A 24,269-nucleotide genomic window follows, 5' to 3' on the forward strand; every position below is an offset into this window, starting at 1 on the left:
CACTCCTTTGCTTATTATAGTCTTTTGACCTTTTTAAGATACAATCCGGATTGGATACTGAGTTGGTGAGTATAAAAGTATAGCTTCTACGTCATACCGCTGCGGTATCTCTTAGCCGCTAACAAGTAGCGGGATGACGATTGTCGGTGAATCTAAGTTACCTTAGCTACATTTCTAGCTGTAACTATAAATGTATGGATTTTTTATCGTGCCATGTTATAATTAACGTCTTGCTAAAAATTAAATATTGATGAATGAACTAAGAAAGTTAAGTATTACACAAATGCATGACGGGCTCAAAAAAAAGAGTTTTTCTGCCGTTGAACTCGTAGAGGCGCACATCAGTGCGGTTGAAAATGAGAAATTAAATGCATTTATAACAAAAACCCCAGAGATAGCAATGAAAGCTGCTAAAGCTGCAGATGAACATTTCTCTAGGCAAAAGGATGATTTAATCTCGCCGCTCATGGGTGTACCAGTTGGCATCAAAGATCTATTCTGTACAAAAGGAATAAAAACAACAGCATGCTCAAAAATGCTGGAAAATTTCGTTCCGACTTACGAATCTACGGTGTCTGACTTGCTTTTAAAAAGTGGAGCAGCCATGCTCGGTAAGCTTAATATGGATGAATTTGCTATGGGTTCTGCGAACACAAATAGCTATTTTGGCCCTGTTGAAAATGTGTGGATTAGAAAAAGCGATGGGGAAAAAGTTGTTCCTGGTGGATCATCTGGTGGATCTGCAGCATCGGTTGCTGGATTTTTATGCGCTGGAGCGTTAGGGAGCGACACCGGTGGATCTGTACGCCAACCAGCAGCTTATTGTGGAGTAGTTGGAATAAAGCCAACTTATGGAAGATGCTCGCGTTTTGGTATGATTGCATTTGCGAGTTCTCTGGATCAAGCAGGAGTCATTACTCGTTCTGTCTCTGATTCAGCATTAATGCTGGAAGCAATTTGTGGCTATGATACAAAAGATTCAATATCGAGCGAAAAGCCAGTGCCTAAATTTTCTAGCTTTATAAATGGTGATGTCAAGGGTAAGTGTATTGGTATACCAAAAGAATATAGGATGGATGGAATTTCAGAGGAAATAGTTCATAATTGGGAAAGAGTTGCTTCCTATTTAAAAGAAAATGGCGCTGAAGTTGTTGACATTACTCTGCCACATACTAAATATGCAATACCAGTCTATTATTTAATCTGTTCTGCTGAAACTTCATCCAATCTTGCTCGTTACGATGGTGTGCGTTATGGATTAAGGGTTGATGCTGATACCCTTGAAGAAATGTATTCACTAACAAGAGCAGAAGGTTTTGGTAAAGAGGTGAAAAGAAGAATTTTAATTGGCGCTTATGCGCTTTCTTCAGGTCATTATAATGAATATTACGAAAAAGCGCAGTGCATTAGGGCATTAATCAGAAATGATTTTATAAAAGCGTTTGAAAAAATAGATTACATACTTGTGCCATCTGCTCCAACAGAAGCTTTTGGCTTAAATGAAAAGCCAGATCCGCTAATTATGTGCATCAATGATGTGTTTACTGTGCCGGCAAGTCTGGCAGGATTGCCTGCTATTTCTGTTCCTGTTGGGCTCTCCAATGAGGGTTTACCACTTGCCTTGCAAGTGATTGGAAATTATTATGATGAAGCTGGAATATTAAATGTGGCAAGTGTGATAGAGCAAAATTGCGGCAGAATAATTAGACCTCTTGCATAATCTATTTTTTGATAGTAATTTTTGCATTAAAATTTGCTTACGCTCCTCAACGTACTCTATGGTTCCATTTTTAGATGAATAGCAAAAACAGGGTATATTAATCTGTTTACAAAATTTTCGTGTAACAGTTCACACTTAATTAAACAGACTGAATTCTGTAATTTTGGGATGTTGAAAAATTTACCTCACGTTGTCATTCCAGCGCATAACGCTGAAATCCAGATTTATAGAAACGAAAAAACTTGCTTGACACATTTTGCCAACCCCTTATTATGATGTGTAGTACAATGATACAAATTAAGAATTCCCCCATCCTGTGCTGGTTCTTCGATCTGAAATCCTACTTCTACCTGATCACAACCAATGTTAATTTGTCCTATTAATGCTTTAATAATGCCGCGCTTAGTTTGCCAATCTAGCTGTTCCAGGTTCGATTTTACACTAGAATAAAAATTCTTTATGCTATTTATAATAAGACTTATTCCTTTTTCTACTGCCTTCTGATCAACTACCTTTTTTTTCTCTTCTTCTATCCCTTGTAAGCGTTCTTTCAATGGCGTCAACTTAAGGAAAAATATCAGCGATAGTGTATAAAATTTCTCTCTAAATTTTTTATCATTAAATTATCCAAAGAGTGCAATAAACAGCACTTTTGTTTCTATTTTATTTCAACAAAGAAGTTTAAAATGTGTCCTTTTTAGGTGAAACATGCGTGCGCCAAGCAAAGTGCGTAAAGTCCAGTTGGTGAAAATCCAACCCAGGCAAAGCCTAGCCAGCAGGCTGGAACAAACCACTATGCTGCGTAAGGTAACGAGCGTAGTAAAGCTAGTGGAATGGACAACACAGGGTACAACGAAAGTGAAGGTATTGAGTCCCGAAATTCTCGATGTCATAGAGGTCGACACGTTGCATATAGTGGAAGACAGCAAGAAGGGTAACAATAGGGCAAGTTATCACTCACTCTATCGGGATCTGAGGCCGTATCACGTGTTGAGATGGAGTTTACGTAAACTTGGGAGATCCTTTGTATTCCTATTAAGGTACGTTGGAACAAGTCAACAAAGGCGAGTACTGACGGAAGATATAAAGGAAGTCGGACTGATTGATAGTACTCAGAGTGTGGGAAAGCCACATACAAGGGGAAGCGGTCAGCAATATAGTGACTGGTTTAGGAATTGCTATGCCAATACAACGGAGGTTGGAATAACGTGCAAAGAAAACTAAATCAGATAGCAGTAAGAGCCAGGCAAGATAAACGATTGAAATTTAATCGTTAATTCATCTGATAAACGCAGAGAATCTTGCTGAATGTTATAAAGAGCTAAAGCATAACAAAGCATGCGGTATAGACCAGGTGACAGTAGAAGCTTATGGAGAAAATCTTGAAGAGAAGCTCAACACTCTGGTGGATAGTATGAAAAGAAAGCGATATCAACCGCAACCAGTGAAAAGAGTATATATACCAAAAGCTGGAAGCAAAGAGAAACGCGGGCTTGGAGTACCGTCTACAGAAGATAAGTTAGTCCAGATAATGCTGAAGAAGATATTAGAAAATATTTATGAAGCTAACTTTCTGGATAACTCATATGGTTTTCGTCCTGGTAGAAGCTGTCATCAAGCGGTAAATGCACTAAATAAAGCAGTTATGTACAGACCAACTAACTATGTAGTAGAAGTTGATATCAAGAAATTCTTTGATAATGTCCAGCACAAATGGCTAATGAGATGCTTGAGAGAACGGATAACAGACCCAAACATACTGTGGTTAGTAAAACGATTTCTTAAGGCAGGAGTAGTCGAAGCAGGACATTATGAAGCAACTGAACTAGGCACACCTCAGGGGGGAATAGTAAGTCCTATACTAGCTAATATATAGTTGCATTATGTGCTGGATTTGTGGTTTGAAAAGAAATTCAAGCTAAGATCTAAAGGTTATATGGAGCTAGTTAGGTATGCAGACGATCACCTGATTTGCTGCGAAAGAGAAAAAGATGCTAGAGAACTCTTAGAGTCACTGAAACAAAGGCTAGGAAAATTTGGACTGGAAATATCTGAAGACAAAACAAGAATAGTAAAGTTTGGCAAAAAGGAGTGGCAACAAGGAATAAGGGAGAAACGAAAAACGGAAAGTTTCAACTTTCTAGGATTCACCCATTATGGTACAAGGAGTCGTAAAGGTAGAGTAATGGTAGGTCATAAAACCTCGAAAGAAAATCTATCTAGAAAACTTAAAGAAATCAAAGAATGGGTGAAAAAGATCCGAAATAAAGTTCACCTTAAAGATTGGTGGTCAATACTTAAAGCAAAACTAACAGGACACTATAACTACTTCGGAGTTAGCGGAAATTACCGGTGGTTGAATAAATTGTATTAAACAAGACTTGATCTGACACTTTAAAAAAGTAAGTTATAAAATAATAAAAGAAAGGAGTGTTAGAAATGAGTACAATACAAACAAAAATACTAAAACCAAAGCTAGGGTTATTAGAACTAGCAAAACAACTAGGAAATGTATCTCAAGCATGCAAAGTGATGGGATACTCAAGAGATACATTTTATCGATTCAAAGAGTTGTACGAAAATGGAGGAGAAGAAGCATTACATGAGATAAGTAAGAAAAAACCTCTATTAGCGAATAGAGTTTCCGACGATATAGAAAGAGCAGCGATTGGTATAGCAACAGAATTTCCAGCATATGGGCAAGAAAGAGCTGCAAATGAACTGAGAAAAAGAGGTATAATAATTTCTCAGGGAGGAGTGAGATCTATATGGCTGAGAAATGATCTTGAAACTTTCAAGAAAAGACTTAAAGCACTGGAAGCAAAAGTAGCTCAAGATGGAATTATATTAACCGAAGAGCAACTTGCAGCTTTAGAAAAAGTTAAAGAACAAAGAGAAGCACATGGTGAAATTGACACCGAACATTCAGGTTATTTGGGTTCTCAAGATACCTATTATGTAGGTAATATAAAATGTAAAAGACAAGACTTAATCTGACAGACAAGAATTAACTGACAGAAGAATTGAGGTAGTCAAAACTAATATCAGTCTCTTGTGTAATGCTACTAATATTTTTCTGAAAAGCAACATGTTTGCTATCAAGAAAAGTCTGCATAGGCGTCTTACCATAGCAATATTTACCTGAATGCGGTCTTGTTTCATTGTAAGAACGCAACCAATAATCAACATCAATCTGTAGACCTTCCAAAGAATTGTAGATTTTCTTTCTGAAGATAATATTGTAACACTCATCTTGCATAGTTCTATGAAACCTTTCACATATGCCATTAGTCTGTGGAGAATTGGCTTTGGTCCTAGAATGATCGATATTTTCGATTCCCAAATAAAGCTGATAAGCGTGATTTTCAGGCTTACCACAATACTCTGTTCCTCGGTCTGTAAGGATACGCAATAATGGCACATTTTGCTCATCAAAAAATGGTATCACTCTATCATTCAGCAAGTCAGCAGCAGTAATAGCCGTTTTGTCTGTATAAAGCTTGGCAAATGCTACTCGAGAATAAGTATCAATGAAGGTCTGCTGGTAGATTCTTCCTATACCTTTTATATTACCTACATAATAGGTATCTTGAGAACCCAAATAACCTGAATGTTCGGTGTCAATTTCACCATGTGCTTCTCTTTGTTCTTTAACTTTTTCTAAAGCTGCAAGTTGCTCTTCGGTTAATATAATTCCATCTTGAGCTACTTTTGCTTCCAGTGCTTTAAGTCTTTTCTTGAAAGTTTCAAGATCATTTCTCAGCCATATAGATCTCACTCCTCCCTGAGAAATTATTATACCTCTTTTTCTCAGTTCATTTGCAGCTCTTTCTTGCCCATATGCTGGAAATTCTGTTGCTATACCAATCGCTGCTCTTTCTATATCGTCGGAAACTCTATTCGCTAATAGAGGTTTTTTCTTACTTATCTCATGTAATGCTTCTTCTCCTCCATTTTCGTACAACTCTTTGAATCGATAAAATGTATCTCTTGAGTATCCCATCACTTTGCATGCTTGAGATACATTTCCTAGTTGTTTTGCTAGTTCTAATAACCCTAGCTTTGGTTTTAGTATTTTTGTTTGTATTGTACTCATTTCTAACACTCCTTTCTTTTATTATTTTATAACTTACTTTTTTAAAGTGTCAGATCAAGTCTTGTTTAATACAAGTTTTGACTACCTCAATTCTTCTGTCAGTTAATTCTTGTCTGTCAGATTAAGTCTTGTCTTTTACAACTAAATACTGTTTGTGTAGTTTTCTCTGAGCTTGTTGTTGGCGCAGTTGGTTCCACTGTTACTGTGCTTGTTTGAGTCGTTGACTCTGTTGAAGGTTTATTCGTTGTAGAAGTAGGTGCAACGGCTTCTGTTGTTGGCTTCACTGTTACTGTACTTGTTTGAGTCGTTGACTCTGTTGAAGGTTTACTCATCGTAGAAGTCGACGCACCAGTCGCTGCTGTAGGTTTTACAGTACTTGTCTCAGTCCCTGAAGTTACTATCGGCACACTAGTTGACGTTGTAGCAACCGTGGTCGCTTGTGAAGTAGTAGTTGTTTTTGCTACTGTCGTTGACTCCGTTGAAGGTTTACTTATTGTAGAAGTAGGTGCAACGGCTTCCGTTGTCAATTTAGTAGTCTTCACAGCGTCGGTTTCTGCTGTGCTAGTAATTGCAGCAGTCGGCGTTTTCTTAGAAGTCACAACCGTTTCTGCAACAGTTATAGGAGCCACGGTACTACTAGAAATAATATCTGGCGTTAATCGACCGTTAATGATATTAACAAAATCACTGAGAGTTTTGATGCTATTTGCCGGTATTATTGTTGCTTCAGAAGATTTTCCAGAGCCGTTTTGATTAAAAGTTACAATATTTTCTCCACTTACCGCAGTTACGATAAAACCACCCTGACCGTTGCCTTTAATATATAATTGCTCTATAGGATCTGTAAATTGATAGATAGGAAAATCTGACACTGATCCATTTTTAAGTAGAGTTGCTATATGTAACCTCTGCTCATTAGCTGATTGGTCATTTTCAAGAAAAGCAACTAGATCATTTCCTTCCGTTTGTTCAACATACTGCAAAAAGCTTATTTCATGTTCTCTAGAAAGAGATAGTGCTTTATTATCTATTTGACCTTTTCGATTACCAAGTAAAAAGCCATTAACTCCATCCTTCAGACCCTGAATCACTTTAGCCATATCAAATTTAAAAATACGTGTTTTTCTCACCTCTTGATTTTCCTTAGTAATCCTTTTGCTCACTTGCGAATAAAGCATCGTGTTTCCATTTAATGCCAATTGCCCCTGATTATCAAAATTGAACAATTTTCTTTCTGTAACACCTTTTTCTCCAGTCAATACCTTAAATTTTCCGCTCTCGCTTGACTTTAAGTACCAAGAAACTAAAGTTTGATCCTTTAAGTTATGGGCGATTACAATTACGTCACCATTACCAACTTTCACTGCTCTTGGTTGAAAGTAACTATTGCCCACATTTGCAAGACTATTATTATCAATATTCTTTTGTAATTTTCTTTTATCTAAATGTTCAACTGAAGGAGTATTAACTGATTGTTTAATTCCGTAAGTGTTAAAAGATAAGCCTTTAACGCATTTTTCTCCTTCTTCGCTAATTCCTTCTTCAGGAAAGATAACTCCAACTTTATCTATTTCAGCTGAATCTTCTATTAATGTGAGAGATAATTGATCTTTGAATTCATTTGCTACGCTGATATTTGTACCACATTCGTATGTTTTTGATTGATATAATGGACTAATAAGTAATTTTACTTTACTGCTCCCATTACCATTATCTTGATAGCTGAGTCCGTAAGCAACTCCATTCCCCTCAATTAATTCTACGTTTGTTGGATTAAAACCTATCGCTTCTTTAATTTCCGGTGTATTTGAGTTGATCCCGAGCAATCTTCTTAATATAGACATAATTTTATTTAAAATATTAATAAAATGCTATTATGATTACTCCTGTGTGTTAATGTCAATGAAAATTTTAACTAAAATTAAAAAATTAATATAATATTTTATACTAAAAGGTAAATATAAGCTTGAAGAGGGCTAAGAAGCTTTATGCTATTTCTCAAAAAACCAACAATTGCAATCATTGGTTCTACAGGTATAATCTGTTAAAGTTTACACGAGTCTCATGAATGATAGAAAAAGAAGAGCAGTTTAGTTTTACATCAGAAAACCTCAAGAAAGCGGGAAAGTTTATAGAGAAGTATCCCAAAGGTAGAGAAGGTAGTGCTGTTATGCCTTTACTATATCTGGTTCAAGAGCAATGCGGATGGGTTTCTGAATCTGCTATGCGTTATGTTGCTGATATGCTGCATATTCCACATATTCGTGTATATGAAGTGGCAAATTTTTACACCATGTATAATTTAAAACCAGTAGGCAAATATCTAATACAAATTTGTAGAACAACTCCTTGCTGGTTGTGCAATAGTGAAGAAGTTTTAAATACCTTTAAAAAAAAACTTGGAATCAATATCGGTGAGACTACTAAAGATAATTTGTTCACTTTAAAAGAAGTTGAATGCCTAGGTGCATGCGTTAATGCTCCCGTTGTGCAGATCAATAATGACTTCTATGAAAATCTTACTCCTGAGAAAGTAGAAAACATCATAACAGAACTTTCAGGCAAATAGATGAAAGAAGAATTTTCATTCAAGAGAATCAAGCAATCAGGTTCTGCAAGAGTTGGAACAATTAAAACTCCAAATGGAAGCGTAGAAACCCCCGCTTTTATATTCTGCGCAACAAAAGCTGCAATTAAAGCTGCAGATATTGAAAGAATAAGTGAAGCTGGTACCCAAATCATACTTTCCAACACCTATCACCTAATGCTTCAACCAGGAGAGAATACTGTTGCAAAACTTGGTGGTTTGCGCAAGATGATAGGATGGAATGGGCCAATGCTAACTGACTCAGGTGGATATCAGATATTTAGCTTAGGCCACGGATCAGTTTCGGAAGAGATAAAAGGAATAAGAAAAAAACAAAAAACTTTGATCAAAATTAATGAGGATGGGGCAATTTTCCGTTCTTACATTAATGGTAAAATTTATTGCTTAACTCCTGAAAAATCTGTACAAATTCAACAGAAATTAGGTGCAGATTTAATCCTAGTTTTAGATGAATGCACTCCATTTCACGTAAGCAAAGAATACACAGCAAAATCAATGCTCATGAGCCACAGATGGGCTGAACGTTCTTTAAATGAATTTGAAAAAAACAATAATGGCAAGCAGGCACTGTATGGAATTAGTCAAGGCGGAGTGTATCAAGATTTACGTAGAGAAAGTTGTGATTTTATCAACGATTTGCCATTTTTTGGTCAAGCAATAGGTGGATCACTTGGTCAAAGTAAAGAGCAGATGCATGATGTAGTTTCTTTCACTATGGACCACCTGAAAAAAGACAGGCCTACTCATTTGCTTGGTATTGGTGGAATTGTGGACATCTTTCGCGGAGTAGAGCTTGGAATTGACACGTTTGATTGCGTGCATCCAACCCGCTTAGCAAGGCATGGTGGCGCACTTGTTAAAGTAAAAAACAGAAATTCTATTTCTTCAAAGTGCAAAGAGCATATTAATTTGCGGAATCAACGATTTGAGCTGGACAACAACCCAATTGAAAGTGACTGTTTATGTTTTACCTGCAGAAAACATTCAAGAGCTTATATACACCATTTACTGAAAGCTAAAGAGCTCCTGGCTTACACGCTCGTTACCATTCATAATATTTTCTTTATGAATAAGTTAATGGCATCAATAAGGCAGGCTATATTAGATGATAGGCTAGATCGGGAGAAAAATAATTGGATTAGTGAGACACCACTACACTGTGAATTATACACCTAGTTCATATTTTTCTACGCTTATTTTATATTCCCTAAAACAGAAAAAGCCTTCCTCTTCCTACTCTTTCTTCCTTGGCTAATCCATAGTTAGCGTTTTTTGCACATGTGCGTTGCATTTTTTAATCTTCTTTAAAAACTTGACAATACATGACAACACTGGTATGTTAAAAATATAGTTTTTGTGAGGTATTTATGGTTAACAATAAAGAAAAACATCAAATAGCGTTTTGCGTTTCAGCCGTTACATTCTTAGCTGGGTTATCATTAATCGCAACTGCAATTGCAGTGGGTACCGTACCTGCTATAGCTGCTTGTCTAGTGATAGAAGGAATTTTGACTGTCTTGTCTGGTGTGCAAGCAGTAGAAAGCTATTTATTTTTACGAAACAGCGAGAAAACTTTGAATAAACTGATAAGTAATATACGCGATGAACCAGAAAGCAAACTTTTTATAGAAAGGATTTTGCAACCGTTCATTGAACTTTTTAGTGAGCTTAAGCAACATAATTAAAGTACACTAAGCTTTAAGCATAGAAACCACTTTATCGTAACTTGGCAATGATTCAATTTCTCCAATTGCAGCTAGAGTGGTTTTTTCATGCTGAGATAACAATTCTTCTGCTGCTTTTTTTACGTTAGCAGTGGTAACTGCACTAATTTTTTCTATTAATTCATTTTTACTGATGTACCTATTATAGTTACCGTAGTAGTGTCCCAATGTTTCAGCACGTGAGCTAACACTTTCGCGTGACATTAAAATTTGGGATTTTACTCGCTCTTTCACTCTATTTACTTCTTCTTCCTTCAGATCATCTGTAGACAACTTCTTCAACTCTGTCGTTATAGATTTTAAAAGCTTATCTAAGTTACTACTGTCTGTACCAGCAAAAATGGAAAACATTCCTGTATTAGTATAGCTGGAATTAAATGAATAAACAGAGTAAGCTAATCCCTGCTTTTCCCTTACTTCCTGGAATAAACGTGATGACATTCCGCTCCCTAATATAGAATCAAGCACTTGAAACGTGTGATATTTATCGTCATGGCGAGAAACACTAGGTAGACCAATTAGCAAGTGTACCTGATCTAATTTACGATGTTCTAAATACTCACCACCAGTGTGGCTCGTCGCATTTTGGCTTTTTTTCAGCTTTTTAGAATGAATCTTTGAGAAAAAATCTTTGGTTAATGCAACAACTTCTTCATGTTCAACATTTCCTGCAACGGCAAATAGCATATTCTCGCCAAAGTAATGCTCATTTATGTAATTATCTAGATCTCCTCGAGTAAAAGATTTTACAGTATCTTGCGTGCCTAAGATTGACCTGCCGAAAGGTTGATCTTTATAAGCTGCCTCAAAATATTTATCGAAAACAATGTCACTTGGTGAATCATTAGTTTGAAAAATCTCTTGTATTACAACGCCCTTCTCACGCTCCAATTCATCTTCTGGAAATGTTGAATTCATCAATATATCTATTAGTATATCAATACCAGTTTTGATGTCTTTCTTGAGGACTTTTGCATAATAGGTGGTGCTTTCCCTACCAGTGCTGGCGTTGAAAACCCCACCTATGTCATCAAAAGCTTTTGCAATTTCAAAGGCAGTTCTTGTCTTCGTCCCTTTGAAAGCCATGTGTTCTAAAAAATGGGATATTCCATTTTGCTTTGCACTTTCTGCTCTACTGCCAACACCAACTCGTATGCTTAAAGCTACGGAATCAATATCACGCACCTGCTCAGTTATTATGCGCAGACCATTATCTAATTTTGTTACCCGGGGTATATTCATCTCATATATTCTTCTAAGTTCTCTTCTGCAAAATCCCAATTAATCAAATGATCAAGGAAAACTTTTATGTAGTCAATTCTACGGTTTTGACAATCTAAATAATAGGCGTGCTCCCACACATCCATAGTGAGTAGTGGCACTTGGCCATAAATTATTGGCAAATCTGCATTTGGAGTTTTGGTGATTTTGAGCTTTCCTAACCTACCTTTTTCGAGCACTAACCATACCCATCCACTGCCAAATTGGCTTACTCCATGACTCGAAAATTCTTCATAAAATTTATCAAAGCCACCGATATCGTCTTGAATTTTTTTTGCTAGAAGACTACCATCTTTAGGCTTACCACCACCATTTTTTTTCATTGAATTCCAATAAAAAGTGTGATTCCAAACTTGTGCTGCGTTATTAAATATAGGCAAGTTGCCGCTATTACCATGCACTTTTGTTATTAATTCCTCAATTTTTACATGTTGATAATCCGTATTTTCAACTAGCTCATTGAGTTTATTTAAATATCCTTTATGGTGCTTATCATAATGAAAATCCAAAGTTTTTGCAGATATGTAAGGCTCCAAAGCTGTTTTATCATATGGTAATTCAGGTAAAGTAAAACTCATGCCAACCTCTTTATTTTTGACCTACTTGGATGGTAGGGCAATATATGCTTTTATGCAACATATAATTAATAGCTAAAACATTTAGGTATCTATTGCATTATTCTAAATTATACTACAATAACGATTATTATATAAGCCATAGAAATGGATTAAATGCAAAAGTTACTTGACACCCTTCGCCAGCGCCCTTATCATGATAGTGAAGCTATTGTATTTGCTTTCGCCAATCTGCAGATTAAAAGGTAAGGATTACTTAATGTATCGGCGTCTTATGTTTAATTTTTTGCAGTATATAGATACTGTATGTCTTTACAAAACTTCATCTACATCTAGATTTTTATCTAAATAAGCTGAACGCGCTTATAAAGCGTTACAAGACATCAAAAAATGCCAATACTCGACAGAGATAGTAAAAGACTAGCTAACTCGGGGATTCTTTGTCTTTTTTTCTGCTTAGTAAATTTCTTAAACGTTTGCAGCGTAAGTTAGTTGCAATTAAAAGCAGCTGAATTTCGCTTGTCAAGCGTTTAAAACATAAAAAACGCCAATATTTTAAAGCGGATAATAACCACGGGGCTTCTTTTGCCTTTTTTTTCATTTAGTAAATTTCTTAATATTTGTAGCTAACATGAAGCTAAGTACGAACTTTGTTAAACACAACAAATGGTTTCATCCCAGTGCTCCTTTTTTTGTCATCCAAGTAGCTGACACTGGGATCTATTTTGCATGTAACTCCAATTGTGTTTTGGCATAAAACGCGACGCGTATTAGACTTATTTGCAAGCAAAGCTTGCTAGATCCCAGTGTCAGCTACTTGGATGACACTATATAGGCTACTTAGAGGACCCAAAAAGGGTGTCATCCCAGTGCTTGACACTGGGATCCAGCCTTGCCGTAATCTCATCAAGAACGTTGTGTTTTAACATAAAACGGCTACTTTTATGCTTACCAACTTAATAAAATTCCTGGATCCCAGTGGGCTTTGTTGTATCGCTCTTCGGATAGTAGGTAACGTACAATAAATTCATGAAGCTATCTCAAACTTAGCCATGCCTATTTCAGTAAATTTGTTAAGCAAATAACACTTGAGTAGCAGTTCCTTCTCACGATTAATCTCAGATTTGCTCCTAAAACTAAACCCAAATATTCGCTTCAACCTTGAGAAAAATCCTTCAATATACGATCTTTTTCCGTAATTTACTTCTTCTTTCCATCTTTTTATACCATTCTCACCATGTAATTTCATTAACTGAATAGCGGCATTTCTATCAAGCATATAATCCAATTTTGGATGCTCTGCTGCGTTGTTTTTCGGAGGAATTTTCGTTTTTATACCATATTGATTACACAGCTTATAGAGCTTTTCTCTGTCATATGCCCTATCTGCATATAGTACTTTTATGACATACTGAAAATCGACTTCTTTTAGCAAATCACAAGCTCCATAGTGATCAGAGTAGACACCGTTACTGTATTTTACAGCTATGGCTTTTTTGCTGTTTGTATTCAACATTACATGCAATTTTCTTGTCTGTTCATAGCTGCGATACTTTCTATCTTCGCTATTTTCTTTGCTATGACCAGGAGTGTTGTTGTATATACTAATTCCTGTACTGTCTATAGTAATTTCGATATCTTCCATATTATTTTTATCAATTCTGCAATCATTGATCTTAATATTGAGTTTCTTAAACCTTCTTGATGATTGTGAATAGCTGATAACTTGCAAATTTTTCCCAATTTGCTCAAGGTATCCTGCTATAAACCCAACTGTTTGCCTCAGGCCTATTCTAAATAAACAAGTTATTATGTGCACCAAAATTACAACTTTATCGCTATAAATATTGTTGCCACCTGGTATTTTTGGACCATTCTCGTACCACTTTTCTATGGCTTCGTTGATATAATGAAAAATATTTCCTCTTTTTTCTAGAAATTTGTTATATTCGCTATGGTTACTGACCCTCATTTTTTGTGGCATATTTTTTCTTTCAAGGTTAAATGGCTATTTTATAATGAATTTTGTCAGTAGCCACCAGATTTTTTCAGTTGCTATGCAACAAAGCCCACTGGAATCCAGAAAAATTGATTGTGCACTATACAACATTTTCGATCAAAAGCTGGATCCCAGTGTCAAGCACTGGGATGACAAGAAAGGGAGCACTGGGATGACACCATCATAAAGTGAACCAGTGTCAGCTACTTGCATGACACCATTTGTTGTACACTCACTTTTTCTTGATTTTTTAGTTTATCTTGCCTACCTACTTTGCCACTCTGCTGAACGGACAATGGCGTCAACTTAAGGAAAAATATCAGCGATAGTGTATAAAATTTCTCTCTAAAACTTTTACCATTAAATTATCCAGAAGCCGCAGGAAACAGCACTTTTGTTTCTATTTTATTTCAACAAAGAAGTTTAAAATGTGTCCTTTTTAGGTGAAACATGCGTGCGCCAAGCAAAGTGCGTAAAGTCCAGTTGGTGAAAATCCAACCCAGGCAAAGCCTAGCCAGCAGGCTGGAACAAACCACTATGCTGCGTAAGGTAACGAGCGTAGTAAAGCTAGTGGAATGGACAACACAGGGTACAACGAAAGTGAAGGTATTGAGTCCCGAAATTCTCGATGTCATAGAGGTCGACACGTTGCATATAGTGGAAGACAGCAAGAAGGGTAACAATAGGGCAAGTTATCACTCACTCTATCGGGATCTGAGGCCGTATCACGTGTTGAGATGGAGTTTACGTAAACTTGGGAGATCCTTTGTATTCCTATTAAGGTACGTTGGAACAAGTCAACAAAGGCGAGTACTGACGGAAGATATAAAGGAAGTCGGACTGATTGATAGTACTCAGAGTGTGGGAAAGCCACATACAAGGGGAAGCGGTCAGCAATATAGTGACTGGTTTAGGAATTGCTATGCCAATACAACGGAGGTTGGAATAACGTGCAAAGAAAACTAAATCAGATAGCAGTAAGAGCCAGGCAAGATAAACGATTGAAATTTAATCGTTAATTCATCTGATAAACGCAGAGAATCTTGCTGAATGTTATAAAGAGCTAAAGCATAACAAAGCATGCGGTATAGACCAGGTGACAGTAGAAGCTTATGGAGAAAATCTTGAAGAGAAGCTCAACACTCTGGTGGATAGTATGAAAAGAAAGCGATATCAACCGCAACCAGTGAAAAGAGTATATATACCAAAAGCTGGAAGCAAAGAGAAACGCGGGCTTGGAGTACCGTCTACAGAAGATAAGTTAGTCCAGATAATGCTGAAGAAGATATTAGAAAATATTTATGAAGCTAACTTTCTGGATAACTCATATGGTTTTCGTCCTGGTAGAAGCTGTCATCAAGCGGTAAATGCACTAAATAAAGCAGTTATGTACAGACCAACTAACTATGTAGTAGAAGTTGATATCAAGAAATTCTTTGATAATGTCCAGCACAAATGGCTAATGAGATGCTTGAGAGAACGGATAACAGACCCAAACATACTGTGGTTAGTAAAACGATTTCTTAAGGCAGGAGTAGTCGAAGCAGGACATTATGAAGCAACTGAACTAGGCACACCTCAGGGGGGAATAGTAAGTCCTATACTAGCTAATATATAGTTGCATTATGTGCTGGATTTGTGGTTTGAAAAGAAATTCAAGCTAAGATCTAAAGGTTATATGGAGCTAGTTAGGTATGCAGACGATCACCTGATTTGCTGCGAAAGAGAAAAAGATGCTAGAGAACTCTTAGAGTCACTGAAACAAAGGCTAGGAAAATTTGGACTGGAAATATCTGAAGACAAAACAAGAATAGTAAAGTTTGGCAAAAAGGAGTGGCAACAAGGAATAAGGGAGAAACGAAAAACGGAAAGTTTCAACTTTCTAGGATTCACCCATTATGGTACAAGGAGTCGTAAAGGTAGAGTAATGGTAGGTCATAAAACCTCGAAAGAAAATCTATCTAGAAAACTTAAAGAAATCAAAGAATGGGTGAAAAAGATTCGAAATAAAGTTCACCTTAAAGATTGGTGGTCAATACTTAAAGCAAAACTAACAGGACACTATAACTACTTCGGAGTTAGCGGAAATTACCGGTGGTTGAATAAATTCTTCTGGCGGGTAATCAAGCTAGCGTATAAATGGATAAACCGACGTAGTCAGAAGAAGAGTATGAATTCAAAGCAATTTATACACTATCTACAAGTTAATCCATTACCAAAACCAAGAATATGCTACTCATTATATACAAAATAGGAAATGCTGTGAATACTACATTGTGGAGCCGTGTGCGGGAAAGCTGCAAGCACGGTTCTGGTGGGGGAGTCATAGCGATAAAACTTAATCAGGAGGATTTAAAACTATGACTTCTACCAAACAAAAAGGAAAAAATCTTATTCTACAAATTAAAAATATAATATACTCGAAAGCTTTTCAGAGAATCCATTGTGTTGAGTTTTACACGAACAAGAAAACTTCCTTTTTCGACAGTATTTTCTATGATTTTAAAGTTAGTTAAAAAAAGTTTGGGAATAGAATGTGAACTTATGGAGCCATTGACATGTACCCTCAAAGCAAGCTTTTTCTAAAGCAAGATATAAGATTTGTCATACAGGTTTTAAAGAATTTAAGCATCCAAACAGCCTATCAAGATGAGCCTGAGTTGGAGAGGCTATAGGCTTATTGCAGCAGATGGTTCTGGTATTCGATTACCGAGCTCTGAAGAAATTGTATCCGAGTTTGGCCGTTTTAAACCAAATGGAACAACAGGTATAATGCCACCATTGGCAATTTGTTTGTTGATTTGTGTACTTCGCTGATTTGTAGTGCTCGTCTTGCGGCTTGGAATATAGGTGAACAAACGTTGGCGGAAGAGCAATTACCCGAAGTTATCACTCAAATGCGTTCATTAAATCAAAAGAAATTATTATTTATCTATGATCGTCTTCAGTAAAATTCATTCAGCAGCATTATGATTTGGAAGTAGATTTTATTTTTCGCTTGCAAAAAAGAAATTATAGCAAGCTATGGGAACGAATTGCATCTGGAGAATTAGATTTCGATTTTATATTAGAAAATGAAAAGCTAAAAAATAAAATGAAAGGACAGAAAGTAAGAGTAATAGTGCTGACATTAGCCAACGGAGAAACAGAGGTATTGATTACTTCACTTTTTGACCGAGTAAAATTTACTTTGGAAGATATCAGCAAAGCTTATGTGTTAAGGTGGCATATAGAGGAGTGCTATAAACGACTCAAAATAGGTGCAGAATTAGAGAATTTTTCTGGCGTAAATTTAGAGGCTGTATTACAAGAATTTTGGGCAAACTTAGTCATGTGTAATATATTGTCGCTTCATATGTGTAATGCACAAGGGCCTTGGAATCCAGATCAAATTGCTGAGTATCGTTTAAATTTTTCGGTTTTATTTGGTGTAATGAGGCAGAAACTCTATCAGGTACTTATTGCGCCAAAAAACTTTCAAGCCCTTTTTGATAGAGCAAGTATACGCGCTAAAGTTAAAATCCGACCGGGACGATTGTATAGCCGCGATAAGGTAGATAAGCCCAAACGCCATCATGTCTTTAGGAGAGTTTGCTAATGAAAGTTCTTAAGTTGACGCCATTGTGAGAACACCGAGGAATATTTCCGCACTCACCCACTTAGTGAGAAACGTATATTTGCTGTACAAAATTATAAGGTTAAAAACAACGTAAAACCAATTTTTGCGGATAAGTTACTAAAGTTTGAGCGTGTGGTTGCCAAGCTAGACTCTTTCTTTGCTCCTATTCATGTGTTATCTAATAAATATGAAAATAATTCTGAGTATGTAAATGCTATAGTTTGCTATAGGCAAGGAAAGATAGAAGAGGCTATTGCTAAAGTTAATTCATTGATTCAAGAGTCACGCAATGACCCATACCTATATGAATTAAAAGCAGAAATGCTATACAAGGCCGGAAATTTAAGTGAAGCAATAAAAATGTATGAGGAATCGCTTAGGTATTTATCTGAGAAAAACAGTTATTTAGTGAAACTTGCATTATCTCATACTTTATTATTACACGGTGATGCAAAAAAGGCGATTTTTTACCTGGAGCAGATTTTGAATATAGAACCAAATAACGCTTTTGTCTGGAAGTATTTAAGCATTGCATATAAATGTGAAGCTGATACGGCAATGCATTATTTTGCCTTGACAAAAAAGGCTTGTATTGAAGGTGATTTAAAGCAATTTACAAAATATGCTGAGCTAGCTGTTAAAACTTTACCAAAAGATAGCCCTTATTTGTTGCAAGTTGAAGATATGAAGCGATTTAATGGATAACAAAAAAGCATTTCTGTACTTTTATGGGTTATTTCTTTCCACACTTTTCCAACATAGCTTTTGCTTCATCGCTTACATTGGGCATAACTTTTATTATAATCGTCTTAGCGCCAAAAAATACAGCACAAAACACGCCTAGAGCAAAGAGGGCTGGCCACGGCATCCTGCCAAATATTGCAAGCAAAGCTGCACCAATTATTACTACCGTCATAAGTGGACCGCCTATCCCCCAAACATAACCAATAATATTACATATTACTTGTGTTGTATCATCCATATCAGGACCAGTGATAGCTGCGTAACCTGAGAAAGAGAAAAGCAATACTACACACAAGACACCAAAAAATCCTATTATAGAGCTCATTTTTTTGCCTCTAAGTAATAAATTAACGTAAACCTACACATTTTTTATTTTAAAGTAAAAATTATAATTTGTCCATACATAAGTGTTGCTACATAAATAACCCACCATTAATATTGAGCACATGCCCTGTTATATATTTTGCTTCATCACTTGCTAAAAACAAGACCCCTGCTGCTATTTCTTCCCCTGTTCCCATTCTTTTCATTGGAATATTATCTAATATTTTTCCCTTTTGTCCTTCATTTAAAACTTCAGTCATTTTAGTATCTATAAACCCAGGAGCAATACAATTTACTGTTATATTACGACTTGCAACTTCTTTTGCTATAGATTTGCTCATGGCTATTATTCCAGCTTTAGACGCTGCATAATTTGCTTGCCCGGCGTTTCCTGTTAGCCCTATTATTGAGGAAATATTTATAATTCTTCCCCAATTATTCTTAATTAGTTTCCTGCATGCTTCTCTACTCAGCTTAAATGTAGAGCTCAAGTTAATATCAATTACTTTTTGCCATGCTTCATCTGTCATTCTCAATAATAAACTGTCTTGCGTAATGCCCGCGTTGCATACAAGCCCGTCAAAGCCTTCCATCAACTCACTTGCTCTGTTTACTAGTTGATTTACTTCCTCAGCATTTGATAAATCACAAGGGAGTACGTGCATATTTTTTTCATATTGTTTAGCAACTTCTTCGAGCACTTCTTTTTTTGTGCCAGAAATACATAAAGTTGCTCCGGCTTTGTGCATAATTTTTACAATTGCTTGCCCTATTCCGCCTGATGCGCCAGTAATCAGGAACTTTCTGCTTTCCAATTTAAGCATAATAACTTTATATTATCTTAATTCCTAACAGAATATTGACTAGTTGGCAATAGATTTCTTACATAATATAAGTAACTCAGATATTCACAAAATAAAGAAAAAGTTATAATAAAGTTAAACGTCAAAAAATTTTAAAAACATAGTTGATGCAGGAATTGTTACTAAATAGTTTATTCTGGTGCTCTACAGTCTAAATGGAATGCTTAAATTATAGATTCTTTGTTTTTGTGTGTTATCTTGAGTTAACACAAATTCACAGTAGTATTATGATAAGTAAGTTAAAAAAGCTTAGCGCTGGATTTTCTTTGACAGGCTTGATTGGCCATGGTGATAATATAAATATGCAAGGAGCAAAAAATAAAAAGAAGAAGTACCCAAAATTTTTGGATAAGACGTTTGCATTGATTGATGCAGTGATAAATTTTATTTTAAAACGCGAAAGTAATAACGTAAATGAAGTCCTGAAAGTAACATGGGGACCACTATTTTTTGGTCTGGTAGTAATACTCATCTTTTTTGGGATAGGTGGTATTTGGTCGGCTATAGCTCCAATTGACGGTGCGGTGCATGCAAGTGGAGAAGTTATTGTATCTTCAAATAGAAAAATAGTTCAACACTTGGGCGGAGGAATAATAAGCAAAATTTTAGTAAAAGAGGGTCAAGCAGTTAAAAAAGATGAGCCTCTAGTTTTGTTGAGTGATGTTAACGAGAAGGCGAATTTAAGTATCATCAAAGAGAAGCTCTTATCATTTTTAGCAACAGAAGCAAGGCTTCTTGCAATCAGAGTAGATTTGGACACGCTCGAGTTTCCTGATGAGGTTAAAAAATTATCTCACGATGAACTTGTAAATAAAGCGATAAAGAATCAAGTAAAGTTGTTCAACTCTCAGAGAAAGAGCATATTGGGAAAAACAGACATACTGCAACAACGTATAAAGCAGTTAAATGATGAATTAGCGGGGCTAAACTTTCAACTAAATGCAGCTCATAAGCAATATGACTTGATAACTGAGGAGTTGGAAACAAAAAGACAATTACTTGATAGTGGCCATATAAGCAAACCACACATTTTAGCTTTAGAAAAACAGTTTGCTGAAATTGAAGGCAGAGTTGGACATTACCGTTCTGCAATATCTCAAGTGCAGCAAAAAATTGGAGAGAATGAATTAGAAATTATAAACGTAAAAAATGATTCTCAAGAAAGAGCAAACGCTGAACTTAAGGAAGTTAGTACGTCTATTGCAGACTTGAAAGAGAGGCTGATAGTTGCTGAAGATTCATTAGCACGTACAATAATAAAATCGCCTCAAGATGGGATAGTGACAGATATAAGATACCATACTGAAGGTGGTGTTATACAATCTGGAGTTCCGATCATGAGCGTAGTGCCATCGGATGATGACCTAATAATAGATGCTAAAATTCAGACCAGAAACATAGAAGAGATACTGTCAGCACAAAAGAAAGATAGCAATATAGTCTCTATTGATGGGCTAGAAGGGCTAAAGGTTAAAGTTCGTTTAAGTGCTTACAGTGCACGTCGTTTAAGTTTAATTAATGGTATAGTAAGCAATATTTCTCCCGATGCCCTTGATGATCCAAGGCTAGGGCGTTATTATTCAGTACGTGTAGTGATACCAAAACCAGAGCTTGCTCAGTTTAAAAACGTATACCTATACCCTGGTATGCCAGCAGAAGTGTACATAGTTACTCAATCTCGTACTCTTTTATCATTCTTGTTTACGCCTATAATTGCAACAGTCGATAGGTCTTTTATAGAAAGGTAGCTCACTCGTTAAAGTAGTAGTGAAAGTGCCGTAATAAAATTTAGGTACATAATTAGACAATAGGCTTTTTGACCTTACCCAGAAAAAGTGGAGAGAAAGAAAGGAGTTTTTTCGGGTAAAATAAAATTTTGGAGGATTAGAAATGGCAAGAGAATATACGGCAGAATTTAAATTGGAAGCTGTTAAGCTGGCAAATGAACAAAGAAAGGTAGGTCAACCAGTTGCAAAAGTAGCAAGAGATCTAGGAATAAGGGATAGTGTATTAGGAAAATGGATGAAGAAATATAACGAAAAAAAGTCAGCGGCAAATGCATTTCCAGATGTAGCACCTTATGACAAAGAGAGATTTGATTTACAGAAAGAGTTAGCAAAAGTAACAAGAGAAAGAGACATTTTAAAAAAAGCCCTGGCCAGTCAAAAAGAGTAAAATATTTTTTCATAAAAGAGCATAGTAAACACTATAAAGTGCAGGAATTATGTAGGGTTTTCTGCTAGTGGCTACTATAAGTGGACTACAAGGAAAATAAGCAGTAGAGAATCAGCAAATAAAGAGTTATTAGCAGATATTCAAAAAATATATCAAGCTTCTAAATGTAGATATGGAGCTCCTAAAATTCATGCTGAATTAAAGGCTTTGGGTAAAAGTTGCAACTTAAAAACAGTGCAAAGTATTATGCAGAAAAATGGTATTCAGGCTATATTGAGAAGAAAATTTAAAATTAAGAAACAACAAACGGACAGTAGCTCCCAATATATTAGACCAAAACTTTATTGTCGATCAACCAAATAAAGTATGGGATTACTTATATAAAAACCAAAGAAGGATGGCTATATTTGGCAACAATAATCGATCTATATTCACGCATGGTAGTTGGCTGGTCAATGAGCAGTTCAATAAATAAACAATTGGTTATGGACTCTTTATTAATGGCCGTTAACAAGCGTAAACCTGCCAAAAATCTACTATTACATAGTGATCAAGGTTCACAATATACTTCGCAAGGTTATCAATATCTCTTAGCTGTAAAGAATATAGATGAGTAATAAAGGCTGTTGTTACGACAATTCTGTTGCAGAAAGCTTCTTTAGCTCATTGAAAAGAGAAATACTTATTGATACTTCACAACACTCTGCTCAACAAACTAGAACTGCAATATTTGAATATATAGAAATTTTTTATAACAAACAACGTCACTATTAACTATTGCATTCCTGAGCATTTTGATTCATCATTCTCTTTGTGAAAAACATTCCAAACTTTCTCTCCACTTTTTCTGGGTAAGGTCAATACCTTTAAGCCCAACACCAAGCTCGAGAAAGTAGAAAGTGTGGAGCAGCCTATTCAGTCTTCTTTGAATCTAACATGAAAGGCTATGCTCAAAAAACTATAAGCGTCCAAGTAATTTTTAAATAAGATAACTCCTTTAGAATATCTCTTAAGCTATTAACTTAACATCACCATAGGATTTAAAACATTCCCCAAAAAATGTTAAAGCTATTTTAGTAAAATACTCAAAACTTGACCCTAAGCAACTTTGAGTTCATGCTCCTGGTACTCTTGCTTTACCTTCCTGCATAATCGCTTTTGGAGGAAATATATTACTGGATGAAGAACTCACTATATCACCACACTTTAAACCTTTTACCGCTGCTTTGACTCCTTCTGAGACTTTTTTAGATAGACTAATTGTTTCAAAAGATTGACAAAGTTTTCCAGACCTTTCAAAATATCCCTGTTTAATAGCATCGTAGACCCAATATCCACCAAGCGAGCAATTCTCACCTAATTCTTCTTTACAATTTTTGAACTTTTCCAGTATTTCCTTTTTGTTACTAACTTCTACTATTATTTTATCTTGCTTGTCAGGGTACAAATTAACTTCTAATTCTCCTAAACTAGTAGAGAAAGTTAACACTATATTACTATTGTCTGCAAGATTAGTGTAATGCCTTATGCCATTTTCCGTTATAATTTCTACCTCACTTTTACCGATCTTTACTATATCTCTTCCGTATTCTATTTTTCCTTGAGTTAACCCTAAGCTCCTTGCCCCATCTGTTATCTTTGCGACATCTATTATGCTATCCTCTGAATACTCTAAGTAGAAAGTAGAGTTGTCCATTTTTGCATCTTTTAACTTACCATTAGTTGCACCTCTAACAACTTCCATAAACTTGAGAGTAAGATTTGCACAACTTCCATGAGCTTTTATCATATTAGTTTCATGATCTTCAAATTCTAATTCCAGTGTATTGAGCACATACATACTATCTACAACATACCACACCGCTCCTTTTGATACTAATTTACATATTATATCACTAGCAACCTTGGAGTTCTTTTCTAATTCACTAATCTCTTTTATTCTTTTCATCACACAATCCATAAAGTTATACTTATCTTCATACATCTTTCCATATAGCTTTCCTTGATGAGGAAAATTAAACCTTATTCCAGACTTTATAGCTTCGTTTACAACTTGTTCTAATTGATTCATGTCTTGCGCTTTACCTACTTCATCTAAAAACACTTCTAACTTTGCCTGCTGGTCTAGTATTAAATTATCCCATAGAGTCCTAGATTTAAGCAGATGCTTTTCACTATCTAACCCTTTGAAATCTTTTATTCCTGCTGCCAGCAACAATCTTTCTGCTTTTTTACAACAAGTTTCATCACTATGAAAAACATTTCTGATATATTGAAAGATTCGTAACTTCCCTTTATTGTTATGAAGGCTTAAAACTCTCTTTAAGTCTTGAGTACCCTTGCGTTCATTCAAAAACTTTTCTAATACAGTAAGACCTTTACTTAGAGAAGAAGGGTTATCTTTGTCAACACCACCAAGAATACAGTCTAATTCTTGCTGCAACCTTTTGTGATCCTCAGTTAAAAGATAACCTTCAGCATAGTAGTTACAATTATCAATTGCTATGTCTAGTGGGGTCTTTCCTTGTTTATCACATATAT

General features: G+C 35.8%; 15 protein-coding genes and 6 pseudogenes. 12 read left to right on the plus strand and 9 right to left on the minus strand.

All coding sequences use genetic code 11. The features are described from left to right. Positions 1 to 250 precede the first annotated feature (250 nt). Positions 251 to 1,720 carry an Asp-tRNA(Asn)/Glu-tRNA(Gln) amidotransferase subunit GatA gene (gene gatA / locus NL281_RS02870; RefSeq protein ID WP_044471200.1) on the plus strand — a complete coding sequence of 490 codons (1,470 nt, stop codon included), beginning with the start codon at positions 251 to 253 and terminating at the stop codon, positions 1,718 to 1,720. A gap of 224 nt (positions 1,721 to 1,944) precedes the next feature. Here the strand turns inward: gatA and NL281_RS02875 are convergent, their stop codons facing one another. Continuing rightward, positions 1,945 to 2,283: a hypothetical protein gene (locus tag NL281_RS02875; protein WP_253303587.1), complete on the minus strand. Its 339-nt coding sequence runs from the start codon at positions 2,281 to 2,283 to the stop codon at positions 1,945 to 1,947. An 851-nt stretch (positions 2,284 to 3,134) separates the two neighbouring features. Here NL281_RS02875 and ltrA (NL281_RS02880) point away from each other — a divergent pair. Together ltrA (NL281_RS02880) and NL281_RS02885 are read left to right on the plus strand one after the other, a co-directional pair. Then, positions 3,135 to 4,094, plus strand: a pseudogene (gene ltrA / locus NL281_RS02880) (group II intron reverse transcriptase/maturase). 65 nt (positions 4,095 to 4,159) lie between these two features. After that, a pseudogene (locus tag NL281_RS02885) lies at positions 4,160 to 4,693 on the plus strand (helix-turn-helix domain-containing protein); the annotation flags it as partial. A 34-nt stretch (positions 4,694 to 4,727) separates the two neighbouring features. Here the strand turns inward: NL281_RS02885 and NL281_RS02890 are convergent. Both NL281_RS02890 and NL281_RS02895 read right to left on the minus strand, forming a co-directional pair. Then, positions 4,728 to 5,816 (minus strand): IS481 family transposase, encoded by a 1,089-nt coding sequence (locus NL281_RS02890; RefSeq protein WP_253303703.1) that lies wholly within the window; start codon positions 5,814 to 5,816, stop codon positions 4,728 to 4,730. Between the two features lie 116 nt (positions 5,817 to 5,932). Beyond that, positions 5,933 to 7,660, minus strand: coding sequence for a hypothetical protein (locus tag NL281_RS02895; protein ID WP_253303588.1), 1,728 nt, complete (start codon positions 7,658 to 7,660; stop codon positions 5,933 to 5,935). Positions 7,661 to 7,884: 224 nt separating this feature from the next. Between NL281_RS02895 and nuoE the strand changes: the two genes are divergently transcribed. From nuoE to NL281_RS02910, 3 genes are all read left to right on the plus strand, one after another. After that, entirely contained in the window at positions 7,885 to 8,385 is a 501-nt protein-coding gene (gene nuoE / locus NL281_RS02900) for an NADH-quinone oxidoreductase subunit NuoE (RefSeq protein WP_182320564.1), read from the plus strand. Continuing rightward, positions 8,386 to 9,600, plus strand: coding sequence for a tRNA guanosine(34) transglycosylase Tgt (gene tgt, locus NL281_RS02905; protein WP_010082445.1), 1,215 nt, complete (start codon positions 8,386 to 8,388; stop codon positions 9,598 to 9,600). It begins immediately after the preceding gene. 191 nt (positions 9,601 to 9,791) lie between these two features. After that, a complete protein-coding gene (locus tag NL281_RS02910) occupies positions 9,792 to 10,109 on the plus strand; it encodes a WD_0736 family protein (protein ID WP_253303589.1) in 318 nt (105 codons plus the stop codon). Between the two features lie 6 nt (positions 10,110 to 10,115). Here the strand turns inward: NL281_RS02910 and NL281_RS02915 are convergent, their stop codons facing one another. The 3 genes from NL281_RS02915 to NL281_RS02925 all read right to left on the minus strand — a co-directional run bounded on the left by NL281_RS02915 (position 10,116) and on the right by NL281_RS02925 (position 13,988). Continuing rightward, positions 10,116 to 11,390, minus strand: coding sequence for a M16 family metallopeptidase (locus NL281_RS02915; RefSeq protein ID WP_253303590.1), 1,275 nt, complete (start codon positions 11,388 to 11,390; stop codon positions 10,116 to 10,118). Beyond that, on the minus strand, positions 11,387 to 12,007 hold the full coding sequence (locus tag NL281_RS02920; RefSeq protein WP_010082437.1) for a superoxide dismutase: 621 nt from the start codon (positions 12,005 to 12,007) through the stop codon (positions 11,387 to 11,389). Before NL281_RS02920 ends, NL281_RS02915 begins: the two co-directional genes overlap by 4 nt. 1,024 nt (positions 12,008 to 13,031) lie before the next feature. Continuing rightward, the gene (locus NL281_RS02925; RefSeq protein WP_253303449.1) at positions 13,032 to 13,988 is read right to left on the minus strand and encodes an IS5 family transposase; all 957 of its coding nucleotides are present in this window, start codon (positions 13,986 to 13,988) and stop codon (positions 13,032 to 13,034) included. Positions 13,989 to 14,029: 41 nt separating this feature from the next. Here NL281_RS02925 and NL281_RS02930 point away from each other — a divergent pair, with 41 nt between their 5' ends. The 4 genes and pseudogenes from NL281_RS02930 to NL281_RS02945 all read left to right on the plus strand — a co-directional run. Further along, on the plus strand, positions 14,030 to 14,179 hold the full coding sequence (locus NL281_RS02930; RefSeq protein ID WP_253303448.1) for a WPE palindromic element domain-containing protein: 150 nt from the start codon (positions 14,030 to 14,032) through the stop codon (positions 14,177 to 14,179). Positions 14,180 to 15,159: 980 nt separating this feature from the next. After that, a pseudogene (gene ltrA / locus NL281_RS09135) lies at positions 15,160 to 16,257 on the plus strand (group II intron reverse transcriptase/maturase). Between the two features lie 106 nt (positions 16,258 to 16,363). Further along, positions 16,364 to 17,601: pseudogene (locus NL281_RS02940) on the plus strand (IS4 family transposase). A gap of 27 nt (positions 17,602 to 17,628) precedes the next feature. Continuing rightward, positions 17,629 to 18,327 (plus strand): annotated as a pseudogene (locus tag NL281_RS02945) (tetratricopeptide repeat protein); the annotation flags it as partial. A 28-nt stretch (positions 18,328 to 18,355) separates the two neighbouring features. Here NL281_RS02945 and NL281_RS02950 read toward each other — a convergent pair. Next, positions 18,356 to 18,691, minus strand: coding sequence for a TrbC/VirB2 family protein (locus tag NL281_RS02950; protein ID WP_236514837.1), 336 nt, complete (start codon positions 18,689 to 18,691; stop codon positions 18,356 to 18,358). An 88-nt stretch (positions 18,692 to 18,779) separates the two neighbouring features. Continuing rightward, positions 18,780 to 19,514: a 3-oxoacyl-[acyl-carrier-protein] reductase gene (fabG, locus tag NL281_RS02955; protein WP_253303591.1), complete on the minus strand. Its 735-nt coding sequence runs from the start codon at positions 19,512 to 19,514 to the stop codon at positions 18,780 to 18,782. Between the two features lie 266 nt (positions 19,515 to 19,780). Here fabG and NL281_RS02960 point away from each other — a divergent pair, with 266 nt between their 5' ends. Beyond that, on the plus strand, positions 19,781 to 21,301 hold the full coding sequence (locus NL281_RS02960) for an HlyD family type I secretion periplasmic adaptor subunit (RefSeq protein ID WP_253303592.1): 1,521 nt from the start codon (positions 19,781 to 19,783) through the stop codon (positions 21,299 to 21,301). Positions 21,302 to 21,443: 142 nt separating this feature from the next. Then, positions 21,444 to 22,545 (plus strand): annotated as a pseudogene (locus NL281_RS09140) (IS3 family transposase). 297 nt (positions 22,546 to 22,842) lie between these two features. Here NL281_RS09140 and NL281_RS02975 read toward each other — a convergent pair. Beyond that, a complete protein-coding gene (locus tag NL281_RS02975; RefSeq protein ID WP_253303594.1) occupies positions 22,843 to 24,171 on the minus strand; it encodes a hypothetical protein in 1,329 nt (442 codons plus the stop codon). Positions 24,172 to 24,269: the final 98 nt, after the last annotated feature.

Source organism: Wolbachia endosymbiont of Phyllotreta cruciferae, from assembly GCF_918697765.1.
In the GTDB taxonomy this organism is placed as follows: Bacteria; Pseudomonadota; Alphaproteobacteria; order Rickettsiales; family Anaplasmataceae; genus Wolbachia; species Wolbachia pipientis.